The sequence below is a fragment of the Nocardia sp. NPDC056000 genome (assembly GCF_042269265.1).
GTDB lineage: Bacteria > Actinomycetota > Actinomycetes > Mycobacteriales > Mycobacteriaceae > Nocardia.
The window spans coordinates 291,528-306,164 of record NZ_JBHJXS010000004.1; the positions used below are offsets into that span (position 1 = coordinate 291,528).

Consider the following 14,637-nt stretch of genomic DNA (forward strand, 5'->3'; position numbering starts at 1 on the left):
TTTTCGAGCTCGAATCGGTCAGGCGTCCGACAGGGCCTGGTCGAGGCTGTCGTAGACATCGAGCGCGATATCGAGCCCGGTGATCTCTATGGGCCGTCGGACCTGCGGGGACGCCACCACTTTCATAGTGCGGTTCGAGGCCGATTCCCGTGCTTCGAGCAGCACACTCAATCCGACCGAACCGATGAATCGCACCTGCGCGAGATCGACGACCAGCACCCGCGATTCCGAAGCCGCCGCTTCGGCCAATGCCGCGGACAGTTTCGGCGCCGAGACGACATCGATCTCGCCGGACGCGGACAACACCAGTGCGGCCCCGACATTGCGGGTGCCGAGGGTCAACTCCGCCGCCTCGCCGCTCATCGCGCATCCCCGGTGCCCGGGAGTGAACTCCGATCGGGAATCGTGCCACGGCAGATGATCAACTCGAACATATCCTTCCTCCGGGTATCGGTATCAGATCCGGCCCATCCAATCATCTTGGAGCGTGCCGTCGGTGGATTTCGTGCGGCCGTCGAAACGCCCCCTGCGGTTGCCCGCAAGGGGCGCTCGGCCAGCCATTCGCGGGGGCTCGCTTCCCACTGCCGCGCCGGCCAGACGTGCCCCGCCGCTCGCCATTGAGTCGCCGGGCAAAACAGCCGAGCCCGCGTAGCAATTCACATTTTACGCCCCGACGGATCTGATTGTGCAGGTCCAAGCGTTTTTCGGACTCAGGAGTCTGGTTCGGGGCCGGGTTCGTCCCTGGGCGGCAGGATGGGGTCGGCGTGTTCTGGGCGGCCCTGTTCCATGCGGCGACCGCGGGCGAGTTCGGCGTCGAACTGTGCGCCGAGCAGGACCGCGAGGTTGGTGAGCCAGAGCCAGACCAGGAAGATCACCGCTCCGGCGAGTGAGCCGTACACCTTGTTGTAGGAGCCGAAAAAGCTGACGTAGAGGGTGAATCCGGCCGATGCGGCGATCCAGATCAGCACCGCCAGCGCACTACCCGGGGTCAGCCAGCGAAAGCCGTATTGGCGAGCGTTCGGGGCGGCCCAGTAGAGCAGCGCGATGACCAGGGTCACCAGCACGACCAGCACCGGCCATTTGCCGATCTCCCAGACCCGCACGCCCGCCGACCCCCAGCCCAGCCAGCGCCCGGCTCGTTCGGCGAGCGAGCCGGTGAAGACGGTTCCGATCGCGCAGACCGCGATCAGGCCCACCATCAGCGCGGTCAAGCCCAGACGCAGCGGCACCGTCTTCCACAGCGGGCGGCCTTCGGGGGTGTGGTAGATCGAATTCGTTGCTCGGATAAAGGCTCCCAGGTATCCCGACGCGGTCCACAGTGCGGTCGCCAGGCCAATGATGGCCAGACCGCTGGAGAGCGAGCGTGAGCCCTGGAGTTGCTCGATGGCATCGACCAGCAGCGCGGTGCCGCTCCCGGGGCCGATGGCGCGAACGGTGTCGATCAGCGATTGCGTCGATGCCGGGCCGAGCAGCCCGAGCACGGCAGTCACCACGATCAGGGCCGGAAAGATGGACAGCACACTGTAATAGGTCAATGCCGCCGCCCAATCGGTGAGCTTATTGGCATCGAATTCTCGGATGGTGCGCCGCAGCACACCCCACCACGAGTGTCCGGTCAAATCGGTGGGATCGTCCGGAACCTGGTCGGCATCAATACTTTTCGTCATCTGTGGCGTGGATCTGCGAGCGAGGAACTAGCGGGGGAGCACCCACGTAGCGCGTGCGCCTCGTGCGTCCCGTTCGAAGCGGAACAGGACCGCTTGCCCTTCGGACAGCGTGCGGTATCCCGGTTGATCGATGCAGGAATGCTCGACGAATATGTTCCGGTCCGGTTGATCATCGGAGGCGAGGAAGCCGAATCCCTTCGCGGAGTCGAACCACAGCACGGTTCCGTGAATACGGTCGTCCGGTCCGGCATCGTCGCGGTGCGCGAGCTGCGGTGCGGGCGTGGGCACGGCTAGTAGGGGCACGGCAACTCCTGGGGCGTCGGCTCAACTGGGTTCACCCGCTATACCCGGCTCGTCCCGGCCGAATCATGCTCGAGAACACACGATGTGCGAGCGTGCGACTGTTTCCAAGATCGCTGTCGGGGTATGGCCAGGTCATCAACCCTGCGGCGAAAGAGCGGTCCCGATGCGAGCGACGCGCACAATGGGTTTCGAAGAAGAGTTCCTGCTCCTGGATGCGGACGGTGCGGCGCAGCCGAAAGCCGAGGCCGTCCTCGGCTGGTTGCGCGCCAACCCCGCGCCCGGAGCGCTGCGGTTCGAACCCGAACTGCAACCGATCCAAGTCGAAGCGGTCAGCGCGGTCCATACCGATATGGCCGCGCTGCGCGCCGAACTGCTCACCTCGCGTGAGCGATTGGCCGCGGCGGGCCTCGACTGCGGGGTGGCGGTGGTGCCGATCGGGACCGCGCCGCGACGCTGGGAGCATGCGCCCGATACGGCGATGGCGGATCGCTACGCTTGTATCCGGGGTCGATTCGAGGGCGCGATGCGGAGCTACAGCGCGTGCGGCGCCCACGTGCATGTCGGGGTCGAGTCGCGCGATCTCGCTGTCGCGGTGATCAATCACCTGCGGCCGTGGCTGCCGACTTTGATTGCGGCGGGAGCCAATTCACCGTTTCACGGCGGCCGCGACTCCGGATACGACTCTTGGCGGATCGCCGAACAGAGCCGATTTCCCGGCTTCGGCCTGCCGCCGTACACGGGCTCGGCCGCGGACTACGACGAGCGAATCGCCACGCTGATCGACTGCGGTGTGCTGGTCGATGACCATATGTCGTTCTGGCTGGCCAGGCCCTCGGATGCCTATCCGACCGTCGAGATTCGCGCCGTCGACACCGCCGCGACGGTCGATGACGCGATCCTGCAAGCCGTGCTGTCGCGCGGGTTGGTGCACAAGGCCGTTCACGAACTGGCCGCCGGAATCGAGGGTCCGCGATTCGATGCCCAGCTGGGTGCGGCCGCGGTGTGGTCGGCGGCCCGGTTCGGGCTCGCCGGTCGCGCGGTCGATCCGGTCGAGGGGGTTCGTGTCCCCGCGATACACCTGCTCGATCGCATGGTCGAGTGGATCTCCGAGGAACTCGAGGAGCTCGGCGATCTCGATCTGGCGCATCGGTTGCTGCGCACACTGCGATTCGCGGGCACCGGTGCCGATCGCCAACGCGCCGCCGCGCGTTCGGGCCTGGCCGGGCTGGTGGATTCGTTCCGCCTCGGCCGTGCGAGCGCGCCCGAACCGATGCCGGCCCTCGGCCCATGATTCATACCGTTCGAGCCGGGGTAGAGCGGCAAGACCCGCAGCCCGCGGAACCAACAGGAGTATTTATGTACGAGACCCCATCCGAGATATCGGTATTGCCTTCGCCCCGTGGGCCACTGTCGCAGGGAGTCATGGACGTGCTTCGCGGCGACGCCGAGCTCGACGGCGACATGGTCGAGGAACTGCTCCGAATCGCCTCCACGGCAGCACCTTACGGTGACGACCTGCATCTGACGTTGCACACCTGCTACGAATTGCATTATCGCGGTGTCGAATTCGTCGATCCTCGCTGGGAATGGGATCCGGACCTGCTGCGGGTGCGCGCGGGTCTCGAGCAGCGGTTCCTGGCCACGTTGCGGCAAGACGTCACCGGCGGGGTCGACCTCGAGGGCGAGATCGCCGCATTGCTGATCGAGCCCGAAGACGGGATCGCCCGCTATCTCGCCGAGCAAGGAGAATGGCCGGAACTGCGCGAATTCTTCATTCACCGCTCGATCTATCACCACAAGGAAGCCGATCCGCACGCCTGGGTGATCCCGCGCCTGCACGGAGCGGCCAAAGCCGCGCTCGTGGCGCTCGAATTCGACGAGTTCGGCAGCGGCCATGCCGACCGCATGCATGCGCGGCTGTACGCCGATCTGCTCACCGGAGCCGGACTGAACCCGGGCTATCTGCACTACCTCGATGACGTGCCCGCGCCCATGCTCGCGCTGGTGAACCTGATGTCGCTGTTCGGATTACATCGCGATCTGCGCGGTGCGCTGATCGGGCAGCTCACCGCCGCGGAGATCACCTCCTCCCCGTCGGCGCGCCGAATGCTCGCGGCGCTGCGCCGACTCGAGGCCGATCCGGCGTGTGAGCGTTTCTACGCCGAGCATGTCGAGGCGGACGCGGTCCACGAACAGGTCATGCGCCGCGAAGTCGTCGGCAACCTGCTCGCGGCCGAGCCGGAGTTGACCGAGTTGGTGGTGTTCGGAATCCAGGCTTCGAACCTGCTGGAGGACCATTTCAACGAACTTGTGCTGCACCATCATTGGCGCGCCGGCCAGAGTTCGCTGCTCCCATCGTTTTCATCGGAGGAAAGGATCGGTGATGCGCTGTGCCCGCCGAATCAGAGGCTACTGAATACCGCCGCGTCACACTGACCCGTGAGGGGCCCGCATTGATCGCGGGCCCGGTGGAACTGGTCACCGATGACGGCACCGTCATCCGCTCGGACCGCTTCGTCGTGGCGCTGTGCCTGTGCAAGCGGTCCCGCACCTACCCGCTGTGCGACACCAGCCACCGAAAACTTCGCAGGCCCGCTCGCTCGTGATTGAGTGTCATCGGACTTGTCGAACAGCGGGAGGTGCCGATGTCACAGGATCTTTCGAGGATCGCACGCAATTTCGATGCCGTCCTGGCCCAGGCCGACGGCCCGATGTGGGTGGTCACCGCGGTCGCCGGTGATCAGCGCGCGGGCTGTCTGGTCGGCTTCGCCTCGCAGGTCAGCATCGAACCGCGTCGGTTTCTGGTCTGCGTGTCCAAGGTCAACCACACCTATCGCATCGCCGAGGCAGCCAGGCATCTGGCCGTCCATCTGCTCGGCGCGGACGCCACCGCGCTGGCCGAGCTCTTCGGCGTCGAAACCGGTTCGGAAATAGACAAATTCGAGCATTGCGAATGGCAGCAGGGGCCGCACCGGCTACCGATTCTGGCGGGCGCGGCGGGCTGGTTCACCGGTGAGATCGAGCAGACCGCCGACTTCGGCGACCACGTCGGGTTCGTGCTGTCGCCCACCGCGGCGGAGCCCGCGACGACTACGAGTCTTCGATTCCACGCGGTCGCGGATCTGACACCCGGCCACCCGGCGTAGTCCTGACCATCTCCGAATGCACCGTTGAGTCGGGAACGCCGTCGAAGTCGGCGGCGCGGCAATCTCCCCCCGTGGATCGTTTGTCGACGGACCTCGCGGGTAGACCGCAAGCATGATCATCCCGGAGGTCGCCGTGCCCGGCCCGCGCGCGATAGACGATGTCGTGATCGTGGTCCCGGCCCGTGATGAACAGCAACTGCTTCCGGGGTGCCTCGACGCCCTGCATCGGTGCGCGGAGCAGGTAAGTGTCCCGGTCCGCATTCAGGTGGTGCTCGATGCGTGCACCGACGACTCCGCATCGATCGCCGAGGCCGCTGGGGCGAAGGTCAGCACCGTGACCGCACACAATGTCGGGATCGCCCGTGCCGCCGGGTTCGCCGCGGCGGGCGCCGATCGCGGTGCCCGCACCTGGTTCGCCACCACCGACGCGGATTCCCGTGTCGATCGCTATTGGCTGGATCGTCAGCTGCGGTACGCCGATGCCGGTGCGGAGGTCGTGGCCGGGGTTGTCACGGTGACCGAGTGGGATCAGTACACCCCGCAGGTGCGCGCTCGCTACGAGCGGGCGTACCGGATGGGACGCGCGGCCGGTCATGTGCATGGTGCGAGTCTCGGTTTCCGGGCCGATACCTATTGGCGCACAGGAGGATTCGAACCGCGAAGCTCCGGCGAGGATGTGGAGTTCGTGCGCCGGGCGACCGCCTTGGGCGCGCGAGTGACCTGGGCGGAGGATGTCGTGGCGGCGACCTCGGGGCGGCGATTCGGCCGCGCGCCCGGCGGGTTCGCCGCACATCTGCGGCGACTGGAGTCCTCGTATGCACCGGGAGCCGAAAGTGCGTGAGCGCTCCCGCGACCTCCGTGAGCGGCTGCGCCAGCTGTCGAGTTCGGGCTGCCTGGACATCCCTTTCCCCGGCAGCGGGATGACGCTGCAGCGGTTTCGTGCACTCGCGGCAGCCAGTGCCGAGGACACCGTGCTGGGGCGCATGGTCGAGGCGCACGCCGACGCGGCCGCGATTCTGCACGAACTGGGTGGGCGGCAACCGGTGACCGGGCAGCTCTGGGGGGTCTGGGCGGCCGAGCCGCCCGAGCCGGTACTGCGCGCTCGCACGGGCTCGGCGGGCTGGGTGCTCGAAGGGCGCAAGCCGTGGTGCTCGGGTGCGAGCATCTGCAGCCACGCACTGGTCACCGCCCGTGACGGACGGCAGCGCCGCCTTTTCGCGGTGTCATTGTCCCAGCCCGCGATCCGACCGGTGCCCGATAGCTGGCATGCGGTGGGAATGCGCGAATCCGATTCCGGCGCGGTGGATTTCAACGGCGCTACGGCTACGGAGGTGGGTGCGCCGGGCGCCTATCTGGACCGCCCCGGATTCTGGCACGGTGCGATCGGGGTGGCGGCGTGCTGGTACGGCAGCGCCTGCCAGGTGGCCCGGCCACTGCACGAGCGTGCGGCCAAGGGCAGGGCCGATGAGCACGCACTGGCCCATCTGGGCGCGGTGACCGCTGCCCTGCGTGCTGCGGGACTGGCTTTGGCCGCGGCGGCGGCGGACATCGACGCCGATCCCCGCGGCGACAGCCGGCGCGCGCGTATCCGCGCCCGGACCGTCCGTGCCCTGGTCGAGGACGCGGCCACCACGACGGTGGATCGTGTCGGTCGTGCTCTGGGTGCCGGGCCGTTGTGCATGGATACCGAGCATGCGAGGCGGGTCGCCGACCTCACGGTGTATGTGCGTCAAAGTCACGCGGAAGTCGATCTGGCCGACCTAGGCCGCGACGTCGCGGGAGAGGAATTCCCATGGCCGGACCTGTGATCGACGTGCGGGCCACCGGTGTTCCCGAGGACCGATGGGAGCAGTGGCGGCGCGACCGCGCACCCCTGCCGCTTCCGGGGGCGCCACATCTGGTCGTCGTGGCCGCGCATCCCGATGACGAAACGCTCGGTGCGGGTGGACTTGTGGCGATGGCGCACGCGGCCGGCACGGCGATCACCATCGTCAATGTCACCGACGGCGAGGCGTCCCATCCGAATTCCCCCTCGCACAGCCCTTCCCGACTGGCCGCGATTCGCATCGACGAAGCCCGCAGTGCCGCAAGGGAGCTGGGTGCCGGTGCGCCCCTTCGCCTCGGCCTGCCCGATGGCGAGATCGCCGCGCACGAAGACGCGTTGACCGACGAACTGCGTGCGCTGCTCGATGGTTTCGGCGCGGGCGGGGCGGTCTGTGCGGCGACCTGGCGATACGACGGTCACCCGGACCACGAGGCGGTCGGGCGTGCTGCCGCCACGGCCTGTGGGGACACGAATACCGAACTGCTGCAGTACCCGGTGTGGATGTGGCAGTGGGCCAGCCCGGACGATGTGCGGCTGCGGTCGTGCACACCGGCGGTGCTGACATTGCCCCCGGCCGTGCAGGCCGCGAAATGTCGTGCCATATCGCACTTTCGCAGTCAGCTGCTGCCGTTGTCCGAGGACCCGGCCGACGCCGCGATCGTGCCGACCCACGTCCTGCGCCGATTCACCGGCCCGACCGAAACCTACTTCCGATGAGCCCGGCCCGGCTGCCGAACTCCTACTTCGAGCAGATGTACGCCGCCAGTGCCGATCCCTGGGAGTTCACCACCCGCTGGTACGAGAAACGCAAACGCGCACTCACCCTGGCGGCGCTACCGCGCCCGCGCTACCGGTCCGCGTTCGAACCCGGTTGCGGTATAGGCGTTCTGACCGTCGAGCTGGCTGGGCGCTGCGATCGGATCCTGGCCACCGACATCGTGGACGATGCCCTACGCCGTGCGGCGGACAGGCTGGCCGGGGCGGCCGCTACCGTTGACCTGCGGCGTTGGGGACTCGGGGATGACTGGCCCGCAGAGCATTTCGACCTCATCGTGCTGAGCGAGGTGTGCTACTACCTCGAAGCTCCTGCCCTGCGCACGGTCGTGGACGAGCTACTGGACCACCTCGAGTCCGACGGGGTCGTGCTCTGTGTGCACTGGCGTCACCCCGTGCCCGAGTATCCGCTGACAGGTGATGAGGTTCACGCCATCCTCGGGGGCCATCGCGGCCTGTCCACCGTGGGGTCCTACCGCGACGACGACTTCCTGCTCGAGGTGTTCACGCCGGCGCGGTCCCCGCGTCATTCCGTGGCACAGCAGGAGGGCCTGGTCTGACGTCGGCGCGGTGGCCCGGGAACGGTTTGGTTCGCGTCGACGGGGTATGGCGACAGTGTCGGACTGTTCGGCCTGGTTTCGAGCTCGGTTCAGGTCGCGGCCGATGCTCACGGCGTACGCACCGTCACCGATGACTGCACCCTCAACGCGGAGGCACAGCGTCCAACGCCGTGAGCTCATCTACGAAGGGAGATTGCTCATGATGGTCGATCGACGAACGTCCGGAGAATCGTCGCCGCAGCCGCGCCCCACGCTTCATCACGCCGGGGAAGGCATCGAGGATGGCGTCAACGTCATCGGCATCGTGCTGGGCGGGTTGGGAATTGTCGCCCTAGGATTAACGCTCGTCGCTGCCGGATACGGCTTCGCCGGGTGGGCGACGGTGGCGGGAATCGCCTGTGTCGTGCTGTTCTTGTCCAGCGCGGGAGTGATTTACGCTGAATGGCGCCGCCGCAGTGGTGACGAGCAGCCGGATCCCGAAGTCCGGCAGGGGCATTGAGTCGATACCTTGCCGACCGGTGTGGCCGGTCGTTTACGCCGTGCCTAGTATGCAGGGGTGCTTACTCGCGGTGAACCCATCGATATCCTGTTGGTCGAGGACGATGCCGGTGATGAGCTGATAACGCGAGAAGCGCTCCAGCACAATAAAGTCGGCAATGTCCTGCACGTGGTCCGTGATGGCCAGGAGGCGCTGGATTTTCTCTATCGTGCGGGCGAGTTCGCCGATGCTCCGCGCCCGGGCCTGATCCTGCTGGATCTGAATCTGCCCAAGTACGACGGTCGTGAGGTGTTGCAGCGCATCAAGTCCGATCCCGAGCTGTGCGCGATACCGGTGGTCGTGCTCACCACCTCCGCCGCGCAGGCCGATGTGCTGAACAGTTATCGCCATCACGCCAGCGCGTATATCACCAAGCCCGTGGACCTCGATCAATTCCTCGAGGCGGTCAGGAAGATCGACCACTTCTTCCTGCAGTTCGTCCGTTTGCCCGCACGCGAGCATCCTGCATTGCAAGCAAAATACTAATTCCGGCCACTGTGCCCGGCGGCGAAACTCCGCCCTGACCGGCCCGTCGCCCGAGAATCGGCGCACGTCGCGCCATGATGAATCGCATGACCGAACCCGTACGCGGATCCTCGGCACCCCTGCCCCTGCAGCAACAATTACGAGGCACCGCGGCCGCCGCACAGCACGCCGCCTGCGCCGTCATCGGCCGAGACGTCGACCTCTACTCCGAACTCGAATTGCAGATCGTGCTGTTCGACGAACTCGATCTGCCTCCCACCCCTGATTCGGCTACCGATACAGCGTCCCTGCGCGAGCTCTATGACAATGACCCGCACCCGTTTCTCGAGCATCTATTGGCCTATCGCGACACCATGGGCAGACTCGGCGATCTCGGGTGAATAGCCGATAGACGCTTGCTGGTGTCAGGAATCACCGTCCGCGGCACGTAGTTTCGCCAGCAGCGGGCCGGCGGCCTCTGCTAGGAACCGGTCCTGCTGTTCGTCACCGATCTGGACCAGAGCCAGATCGGTGAATCCGGCGTCCTGATACGGGCGCACCGCGGCGACGACGGCATCGAGGTCGGGACCGCAGGCGATGGTGTCGGCCACGTCCTGCGGGCGCACGAACTGGGTCGCGGCGGCGAACGCGGCCGGTGTCGGCAGATTCGAGTTCACGTCCCAACCGCCGGCGAACCATCGGAACTGCTCGTGCGCGCGGGCTATCGCCTTGTCGCGGTCGGTATCCCAGCTGATAGGCAGCTGGCCCGTCACCCTCGTCGTGGGCGCACCGGAACCGGCGACCCGAGCGGTGTGCCAGGCTCGGACCAGGTCCGCGTCTGGATCGGTGGTGATCATCTCATCGGCCAGATCGGCGAAGCGCCGCACCGACCGGTCCCCGGACACCGCGACCGCGATCGGCACCGGTTCACGCGGCACATCCCAGAGCTTGGCCGCGTCGACCCGATACCAATGCCCGTGGCGGCTCACCGTATTACCGGAGAACAGATCGCGGATGATGCCGATGGCCTCCTCCAACCGGTCCTGGCGTTCGTCCAGGCCCGGCCAGCCCGCGCCGACGACATGCTCGTTGAGGCTTTCGCCGCTGCCCAGCCCGAGGGTGAACCGGCCGTCGGCGAGGATCTGCAAGGTCGCGGCCTGCTGAGCCACGACGGCGGGGTGATAGCGCAGGGTCGGACACGTCACGTACGTCATGAACGGGATGCGCTCGGTCGCCTGCGCGACCGCTCCGAGCATGGTCCACGCGTGCGGCGCATGGCCTTGTTCGGCGAGCCAGGGCGAATAGTGATCGCTGCTGACCAGGAAGTCGAATCCGGCCTGTTCGGCGGCGACGGCATAGCGCACCAGTTCGCGCGGCCCGCTCTGCTCCGTCATCAAGGTGTATCCGAATCGGGTCATGGCCCGGCCCCTCTCACTCGATTGATGGACATCGACTGGCTACCCGCTACCGATCGGATGTATCGGGCGAACGAAAGGCAAAGCGCAGGACGGTTTTCCGCCGCGGCATGCCGCTACCGGCCGGTACGAAGGGTGTTTCGGTGTCGATCGAATGGGTAGCGCGATGGATATCCCTGCATTCGATACCGAAGGATGTTCGATGTCCGAAACGAATCACGAGGCAATCGACCTGCTATTGGCCCAGCACCGGCAGATCAGAGTCGCGTTGGATGAGGTGCGGTCCTCGTCCGGGAGTGAGAAGCGCGCGCGATTCGCCGACCTGGTGCGATTGCTCGCGGTGCACGAAACCGCCGAGGAACAGGTGGTGCACCCCGCGGTACGCCGCGTTCTGGACGATCCCGAGCTTGTCGCCGACCGGCTGCACGAAGAGCACGAGGCGAAGTACCTGCTGAACGGGCTGTACAAGATCGGTGCCGAGCACAAGGGTTTCGATACCGAGTTCGAGGTGTTCGCGGACAAGGTGATCGCGCACCTCGAGCTCGAGGAGACCGAGGAATTCGGGCTGGTGCTGGATTTGGTTCCGGCCGATGTGCGCGACCGGATGGCAGGTGCCATCGCCTTCGCCGAATTTCTCGCCCCACCCCTGGACCATTCCGGGGCCGAGGTAGTCGCCGAGCCGCCCCTGGAGGTCTTCGACCGCTTGCGCAACGGTTTGCGGGAATGGCGTCGCCAAGCCAGCATCGCCTGACCGCGCGATTGTTGTCGGACGGTTCGGGTTTGATGAGCCCGTGACCGTAAATGATGTGGCGCAACGCCTTCCGGCGATCGCCGAACTTCGGGACCTGTGCCGTTCGATGGCGATGCTCGAGGCGATCTTGAGCCCGGACTGGGTTGACCGGTACTACTCCTTCAACGCCGCGTGGGATGAAGGCCAGGAAATGGCGTCGATGCGCAACGGGTCGGGGGACGAGTACTCCATCGTGTTCTCCGCGGCCGGGGCGTATATCCGCGGGTTCGCCCATGAATCGCCGATGAGCCCGTATGCCAATGACGGTGAGCCCTGGCCCGGGGTGATCGACGAGGTTCCCGATGCCTTCACGCCTTTCGTGACCGAGCCCGCGTTCTCCGACCAGAACAAGGTGCCCGTGCTGACCGTCTGTCTGTGGCGTGCCGCGACCGATGATCGATGGCAGCACGGGGTGATCGAATTCCCTTCGGGTAGTGGTGATCTCGATGGATCGGCGGAGCTGTTCCAGCTATTGGTAGACCGATCGCCCGAAGCGTTCCAGCGCTTCGCCGAGGACTATTACGAGGTCGACGTGGACCTGAACGTGGTGCGCGCGGTCTATGACCTGCGTCCGCTGGATCAGGCCCTCGTATCGTCGTTGAACGCCGAGTTGACCCTGGCGGATCTGGCGGACGATCTCGCCGCGATCGGGTACCCGCACGCCGACTGAGATGCGGCCCGCGTCGTCGGTGGCGGCGAAGCGACCGCCGAAAGGTGGCAGGATGAGGTGAATGAGCGCGCGTAGCAGGAACAATGTGGTCGTCACGGGCGCTCTGGACGGTCCGACGGTGCTGTTGGCGCACGGGTTCGGCTGCGATCAGCACATGTGGCGGTTGATCGTTCCGGCACTGGCCGAGCGATTCCGCGTGGTGCTGTTCGACCATGTGGGGGCAGGGCGGTCGGACACCTCCGCGTGGACCGCGGATCGATACGCGAGTTTGGACGCGTACGCGCAGGACGTGGTCGAGATATGCACCGAATTGGATTTGCGGGACGTTGTTCTCGTCGGGCATTCGGTGTCGGCGATGATCGCGGTGCTGGCCGCGAATCGAGCACCGGACAGGTTCGCGAAGCTGGTGCTGCTGACCCCCTCACCGCGCTATATCGACGACGGGGACTATCGCGGCGGATTCAGCGACGCCGATATCGCCGAACTGCTGGACTCGCTCGATGCGAATTATCTGGGCTGGTCCAACACCATGGCCCCGGTGATCATGGGCAATCCCGAACGCCCCGAGCTCGGGCAGGAGCTGACCGAGAGTTTCTGCCGCACCGATCCGAAGATCGCGCAGGTGTTCGCCAAGGCCACGTTCCTGTCGGACAATCGCGCTGATCTGCCGAAGGTCAGCGTGGAAACCCTGGTGATCGAGACCGCGCAGGATGCCATCGCGCCGCGCGGGGTCGGCCGCTACGTGCACGAGAACATCTCCGGCAGTGCGCTTCTCACCCTCGACGCGACCGGGCATTGCCCGCAATTGAGCGCACCCGAGGCCACCGCGGCGGCCATCGTCGCCTTCGCGGGCACGAGATGATGTCCCGGACCGGCGACAGCACCAGCGGCCCGCACCTGCCGGGCGACGATCACGCCGATACCGTGTTCTCGGCCCTGCTCGAGGACAGCGCCGAGGATCTGTACGAGAACGCGCCGTGTGGTTATCTGTCCACGCTGATGGACGGCACGATCGCGAAAATCAACGGCACGCTGCTGGGCTGGCTCGGTTACGAGCGCGAAAACCTGGTCGGGCGAAAGCATTTCGCCGATCTGCTCACCGTGGGCGGGCGCATCTACTACGAAACCCATATCTGGCCGATGCTGTCGATGCACGGTGAGGCGGGCGGTCTGGCGCTGGAGCTGGTGCGCGCGGATCGCTCGCGGCTCTCGATCCTGGTGACCTCGGTGGTCAAGGCCGGACCGGACGGCACCCCGCAATTGATCCGCACCACTATCTTCGACGCCACCGACCGGCGTGCCTACGAACAGGAATTACAGCGCGCCCGCGATGCGGCGGATCTCGAACGTGAGAAGGCCGAGCGCGAACATCAGCGGGTCCAGAAGCTGGTCACCACCCTGCAACGCTCACTGTTGCCACCGGTGCTGCCGCAGGTGCCCGGGATGGAGGTCGCGGCCTACTACCACCCCGCCTCGGCCGAGAACGTGGGCGGCGATTTCTACGATCTGTTTCCCCTCACCGGCGATCGCTGGGGATTCTTCCTCGGCGATGTCTCGGGTAAAGGGGCATCCGCGGCGGCGGTGACATCGCTGACCCGCTACACACTGCGCGCGGCCGCGGTCTATGACCCGGATCCGATAGCGGTGCTGGAGAATCTCAATACCGTTCTGCACCACCGCTATCGCAATGACGAACCCCGCTTCTGCACCGTCGTGTTCGGCTCTCTCACGCCCGGAATGGACGGCGCGGAACTGGTGCTGAGCACCGGCGGGCACACCCCCGCGGTCCTGGTTCGCGCCGACGGCACCACCACCCTGATCGAATATCGCGGCGGAATGCTCGTCGGCGCGGTGCGCAAGGCCAAGTTCACCAGCGTCGAAATCCGGCTGCTCCCAGGCGATACCGTGCTGTTCTACACCGATGGGCTCACCGAGGCCCGCACCCGCGGACGCGAACGCTTCAGCGAGGAACAACTACGCGACCTCGTCGCCGACCTCGGACCGACCACCGCGCCCGCATTGATCGAGGCGATCACCGCGGTGCTCGCCGGGTTCGGTGACGGGGTCGACGATGACACCGCCCTACTCGCCATGAGCATTCCACCGGCCGGAGGCCAGCAAGCGTGAGCACCGATTTCACCGTCACCCAGCACACCGGTCCGGCGGGTCCGGTTCTCACCTTCACCGGTGAGCTCGACGCCGCGAGCTCACCGACCGCGTTCGAGGCGATTCGCGGGCTGGAACTTGTTGCCGCCCAACTACTTCTGCTGGATCTGACCCAGCTCGGGTTCTGCGATTCGAGTGGCATCACCGCACTCCTGGCCGCGCACAACTGCGCCGAAGACGCCGATGCGGCAATGGCTTTGGTCGGCGTTCCGGACCAACTCGCGCGCATCTTCTCTCTGATCGGCCTGGACGGTATCTTCACCGTCTATCCGACCGTCGATGACGCGCATAAAGCCTGGACCGCCGACAGGTCGTGAG

The 14,637-nt window shown here is 66.3% G+C and carries 20 protein-coding genes; 16 read left to right on the top strand and 4 right to left on the bottom strand.

Annotated elements, in window-relative coordinates:
- Positions 1-18 precede the first annotated feature (18 nt).
- From ACFC4D_RS13530 to ACFC4D_RS13540, 3 genes are all read right to left on the bottom strand, one after another.
- Positions 19-363 (bottom strand): STAS domain-containing protein, encoded by a 345-nt coding sequence (locus ACFC4D_RS13530; protein ID WP_376063056.1) that lies wholly within the window; start codon positions 361-363, stop codon positions 19-21.
- A 347-nt stretch (positions 364-710) separates the two neighbouring features.
- Positions 711-1,667, bottom strand: coding sequence for a YihY/virulence factor BrkB family protein (locus ACFC4D_RS13535; RefSeq protein WP_376063058.1), 957 nt, complete (start codon positions 1,665-1,667; stop codon positions 711-713).
- A gap of 27 nt (positions 1,668-1,694) precedes the next feature.
- Positions 1,695-1,970, bottom strand: coding sequence for a cold-shock protein (locus tag ACFC4D_RS13540; RefSeq protein WP_376063060.1), 276 nt, complete (start codon positions 1,968-1,970; stop codon positions 1,695-1,697).
- Between the two features lie 163 nt (positions 1,971-2,133).
- Between ACFC4D_RS13540 and ACFC4D_RS13545 the strand changes: the two genes are divergently transcribed.
- From ACFC4D_RS13545 to ACFC4D_RS13595, 11 genes are all read left to right on the top strand, one after another.
- The gene (locus tag ACFC4D_RS13545; RefSeq protein WP_376063062.1) at positions 2,134-3,261 is read left to right on the top strand and encodes a YbdK family carboxylate-amine ligase; all 1,128 of its coding nucleotides are present in this window, start codon (positions 2,134-2,136) and stop codon (positions 3,259-3,261) included.
- Between the two features lie 131 nt (positions 3,262-3,392).
- The gene (locus ACFC4D_RS13550) at positions 3,393-4,406 is read left to right on the top strand and encodes an iron-containing redox enzyme family protein (protein WP_376063064.1); all 1,014 of its coding nucleotides are present in this window, start codon (positions 3,393-3,395) and stop codon (positions 4,404-4,406) included.
- A 17-nt stretch (positions 4,407-4,423) separates the two neighbouring features.
- Positions 4,424-4,576, top strand: coding sequence for a CDGSH iron-sulfur domain-containing protein (locus tag ACFC4D_RS13555; RefSeq protein WP_364644286.1), 153 nt, complete (start codon positions 4,424-4,426; stop codon positions 4,574-4,576).
- A gap of 39 nt (positions 4,577-4,615) precedes the next feature.
- Positions 4,616-5,116, top strand: a complete 501-nt coding sequence (locus tag ACFC4D_RS13560; protein ID WP_376063066.1) for a flavin reductase family protein — start codon at positions 4,616-4,618, stop codon at positions 5,114-5,116.
- 112 nt (positions 5,117-5,228) lie between these two features.
- Positions 5,229-5,957, top strand: coding sequence for a glycosyltransferase (locus ACFC4D_RS13565; RefSeq protein WP_376063068.1), 729 nt, complete (start codon positions 5,229-5,231; stop codon positions 5,955-5,957).
- Complete coding sequence (locus tag ACFC4D_RS13570; RefSeq protein ID WP_376063070.1) at positions 5,932-6,924, top strand: acyl-CoA dehydrogenase family protein; 993 nt, start codon at positions 5,932-5,934, stop codon at positions 6,922-6,924. The genes ACFC4D_RS13565 and ACFC4D_RS13570 overlap by 26 nt, the downstream gene beginning before the upstream one ends.
- Complete coding sequence (locus ACFC4D_RS13575) at positions 6,909-7,658, top strand: PIG-L deacetylase family protein (RefSeq protein WP_376063072.1); 750 nt, start codon at positions 6,909-6,911, stop codon at positions 7,656-7,658. Before ACFC4D_RS13570 ends, ACFC4D_RS13575 begins: the two co-directional genes overlap by 16 nt.
- Entirely contained in the window at positions 7,655-8,275 is a 621-nt protein-coding gene (locus tag ACFC4D_RS13580; RefSeq protein ID WP_376063074.1) for a class I SAM-dependent DNA methyltransferase, read from the top strand. Before ACFC4D_RS13575 ends, ACFC4D_RS13580 begins: the two co-directional genes overlap by 4 nt.
- Positions 8,276-8,474: 199 nt before the next feature.
- Positions 8,475-8,774, top strand: coding sequence for a hypothetical protein (locus ACFC4D_RS13585; RefSeq protein WP_375960056.1), 300 nt, complete (start codon positions 8,475-8,477; stop codon positions 8,772-8,774).
- Positions 8,775-8,831: 57 nt separating this feature from the next.
- Positions 8,832-9,299: a response regulator gene (locus ACFC4D_RS13590; protein ID WP_375960054.1), complete on the top strand. Its 468-nt coding sequence runs from the start codon at positions 8,832-8,834 to the stop codon at positions 9,297-9,299.
- 86 nt (positions 9,300-9,385) lie between these two features.
- Positions 9,386-9,679, top strand: a complete 294-nt coding sequence (locus ACFC4D_RS13595; RefSeq protein ID WP_375960052.1) for a hypothetical protein — start codon at positions 9,386-9,388, stop codon at positions 9,677-9,679.
- A 24-nt stretch (positions 9,680-9,703) separates the two neighbouring features.
- On the opposite strand, the gene ACFC4D_RS13600 is transcribed toward ACFC4D_RS13595, so the two are convergent.
- A complete protein-coding gene (locus ACFC4D_RS13600) occupies positions 9,704-10,696 on the bottom strand; it encodes a TIGR03557 family F420-dependent LLM class oxidoreductase (RefSeq protein ID WP_376063076.1) in 993 nt (330 codons plus the stop codon).
- A gap of 199 nt (positions 10,697-10,895) precedes the next feature.
- On the opposite strand from ACFC4D_RS13600, the gene ACFC4D_RS13605 reads away from it, so the two are divergent.
- The 5 genes from ACFC4D_RS13605 to ACFC4D_RS13625 all read left to right on the top strand — a co-directional run bounded on the left by ACFC4D_RS13605 (position 10,896) and on the right by ACFC4D_RS13625 (position 14,636).
- Positions 10,896-11,444, top strand: a complete 549-nt coding sequence (locus ACFC4D_RS13605) for a hemerythrin domain-containing protein (RefSeq protein WP_375960048.1) — start codon at positions 10,896-10,898, stop codon at positions 11,442-11,444.
- Between the two features lie 40 nt (positions 11,445-11,484).
- Entirely contained in the window at positions 11,485-12,153 is a 669-nt protein-coding gene (locus tag ACFC4D_RS13610) for a hypothetical protein (RefSeq protein ID WP_376063078.1), read from the top strand.
- 61 nt (positions 12,154-12,214) lie between these two features.
- A complete protein-coding gene (locus ACFC4D_RS13615; RefSeq protein WP_376063080.1) occupies positions 12,215-13,015 on the top strand; it encodes an alpha/beta fold hydrolase in 801 nt (266 codons plus the stop codon).
- Entirely contained in the window at positions 13,015-14,280 is a 1,266-nt protein-coding gene (locus tag ACFC4D_RS13620) for a SpoIIE family protein phosphatase (RefSeq protein ID WP_376063082.1), read from the top strand. The genes ACFC4D_RS13615 and ACFC4D_RS13620 overlap by 1 nt, the downstream gene beginning before the upstream one ends.
- Complete coding sequence (locus ACFC4D_RS13625; protein ID WP_376063084.1) at positions 14,277-14,636, top strand: STAS domain-containing protein; 360 nt, start codon at positions 14,277-14,279, stop codon at positions 14,634-14,636. The genes ACFC4D_RS13620 and ACFC4D_RS13625 overlap by 4 nt, the downstream gene beginning before the upstream one ends.
- Position 14,637: the final 1 nt, after the last annotated feature.

Bases quoted from the DNA above. Each gene is read 5' to 3' on its own strand.
- ACFC4D_RS13580 (WP_376063074.1), top strand. From the start codon at position 7,655: ATGAGCCCGGCCCGGCTGCCGAACTCCTACTTCGAGCAGATGTACGCC.
- ACFC4D_RS13565 (WP_376063068.1), top strand. From the start codon at position 5,229: ATGATCATCCCGGAGGTCGCCGTGCCCGGCCCGCGCGCGATAGACGAT.
- ACFC4D_RS13545 (WP_376063062.1), top strand. From the start codon at position 2,134: ATGCGAGCGACGCGCACAATGGGTTTCGAAGAAGAGTTCCTGCTCCTG.
- ACFC4D_RS13560 (WP_376063066.1), top strand. From the start codon at position 4,616: ATGTCACAGGATCTTTCGAGGATCGCACGCAATTTCGATGCCGTCCTG.
- ACFC4D_RS13605 (WP_375960048.1), top strand. From the start codon at position 10,896: ATGTCCGAAACGAATCACGAGGCAATCGACCTGCTATTGGCCCAGCAC.
- ACFC4D_RS13600 (WP_376063076.1), bottom strand. From the start codon at position 10,696: ATGACCCGATTCGGATACACCTTGATGACGGAGCAGAGCGGGCCGCGC.
- ACFC4D_RS13530 (WP_376063056.1), bottom strand. From the start codon at position 363: ATGAGCGGCGAGGCGGCGGAGTTGACCCTCGGCACCCGCAATGTCGGG.
- ACFC4D_RS13615 (WP_376063080.1), top strand. From the start codon at position 12,215: ATGAGCGCGCGTAGCAGGAACAATGTGGTCGTCACGGGCGCTCTGGAC.
- ACFC4D_RS13575 (WP_376063072.1), top strand. From the start codon at position 6,909: ATGGCCGGACCTGTGATCGACGTGCGGGCCACCGGTGTTCCCGAGGAC.
- ACFC4D_RS13620 (WP_376063082.1), top strand. From the start codon at position 13,015: ATGTCCCGGACCGGCGACAGCACCAGCGGCCCGCACCTGCCGGGCGAC.
- ACFC4D_RS13550 (WP_376063064.1), top strand. From the start codon at position 3,393: ATGGACGTGCTTCGCGGCGACGCCGAGCTCGACGGCGACATGGTCGAG.
- ACFC4D_RS13535 (WP_376063058.1), bottom strand. From the start codon at position 1,667: ATGACGAAAAGTATTGATGCCGACCAGGTTCCGGACGATCCCACCGAT.
- ACFC4D_RS13595 (WP_375960052.1), top strand. From the start codon at position 9,386: ATGACCGAACCCGTACGCGGATCCTCGGCACCCCTGCCCCTGCAGCAA.
- ACFC4D_RS13570 (WP_376063070.1), top strand. From the start codon at position 5,932: ATGCACCGGGAGCCGAAAGTGCGTGAGCGCTCCCGCGACCTCCGTGAG.
- ACFC4D_RS13585 (WP_375960056.1), top strand. From the start codon at position 8,475: ATGATGGTCGATCGACGAACGTCCGGAGAATCGTCGCCGCAGCCGCGC.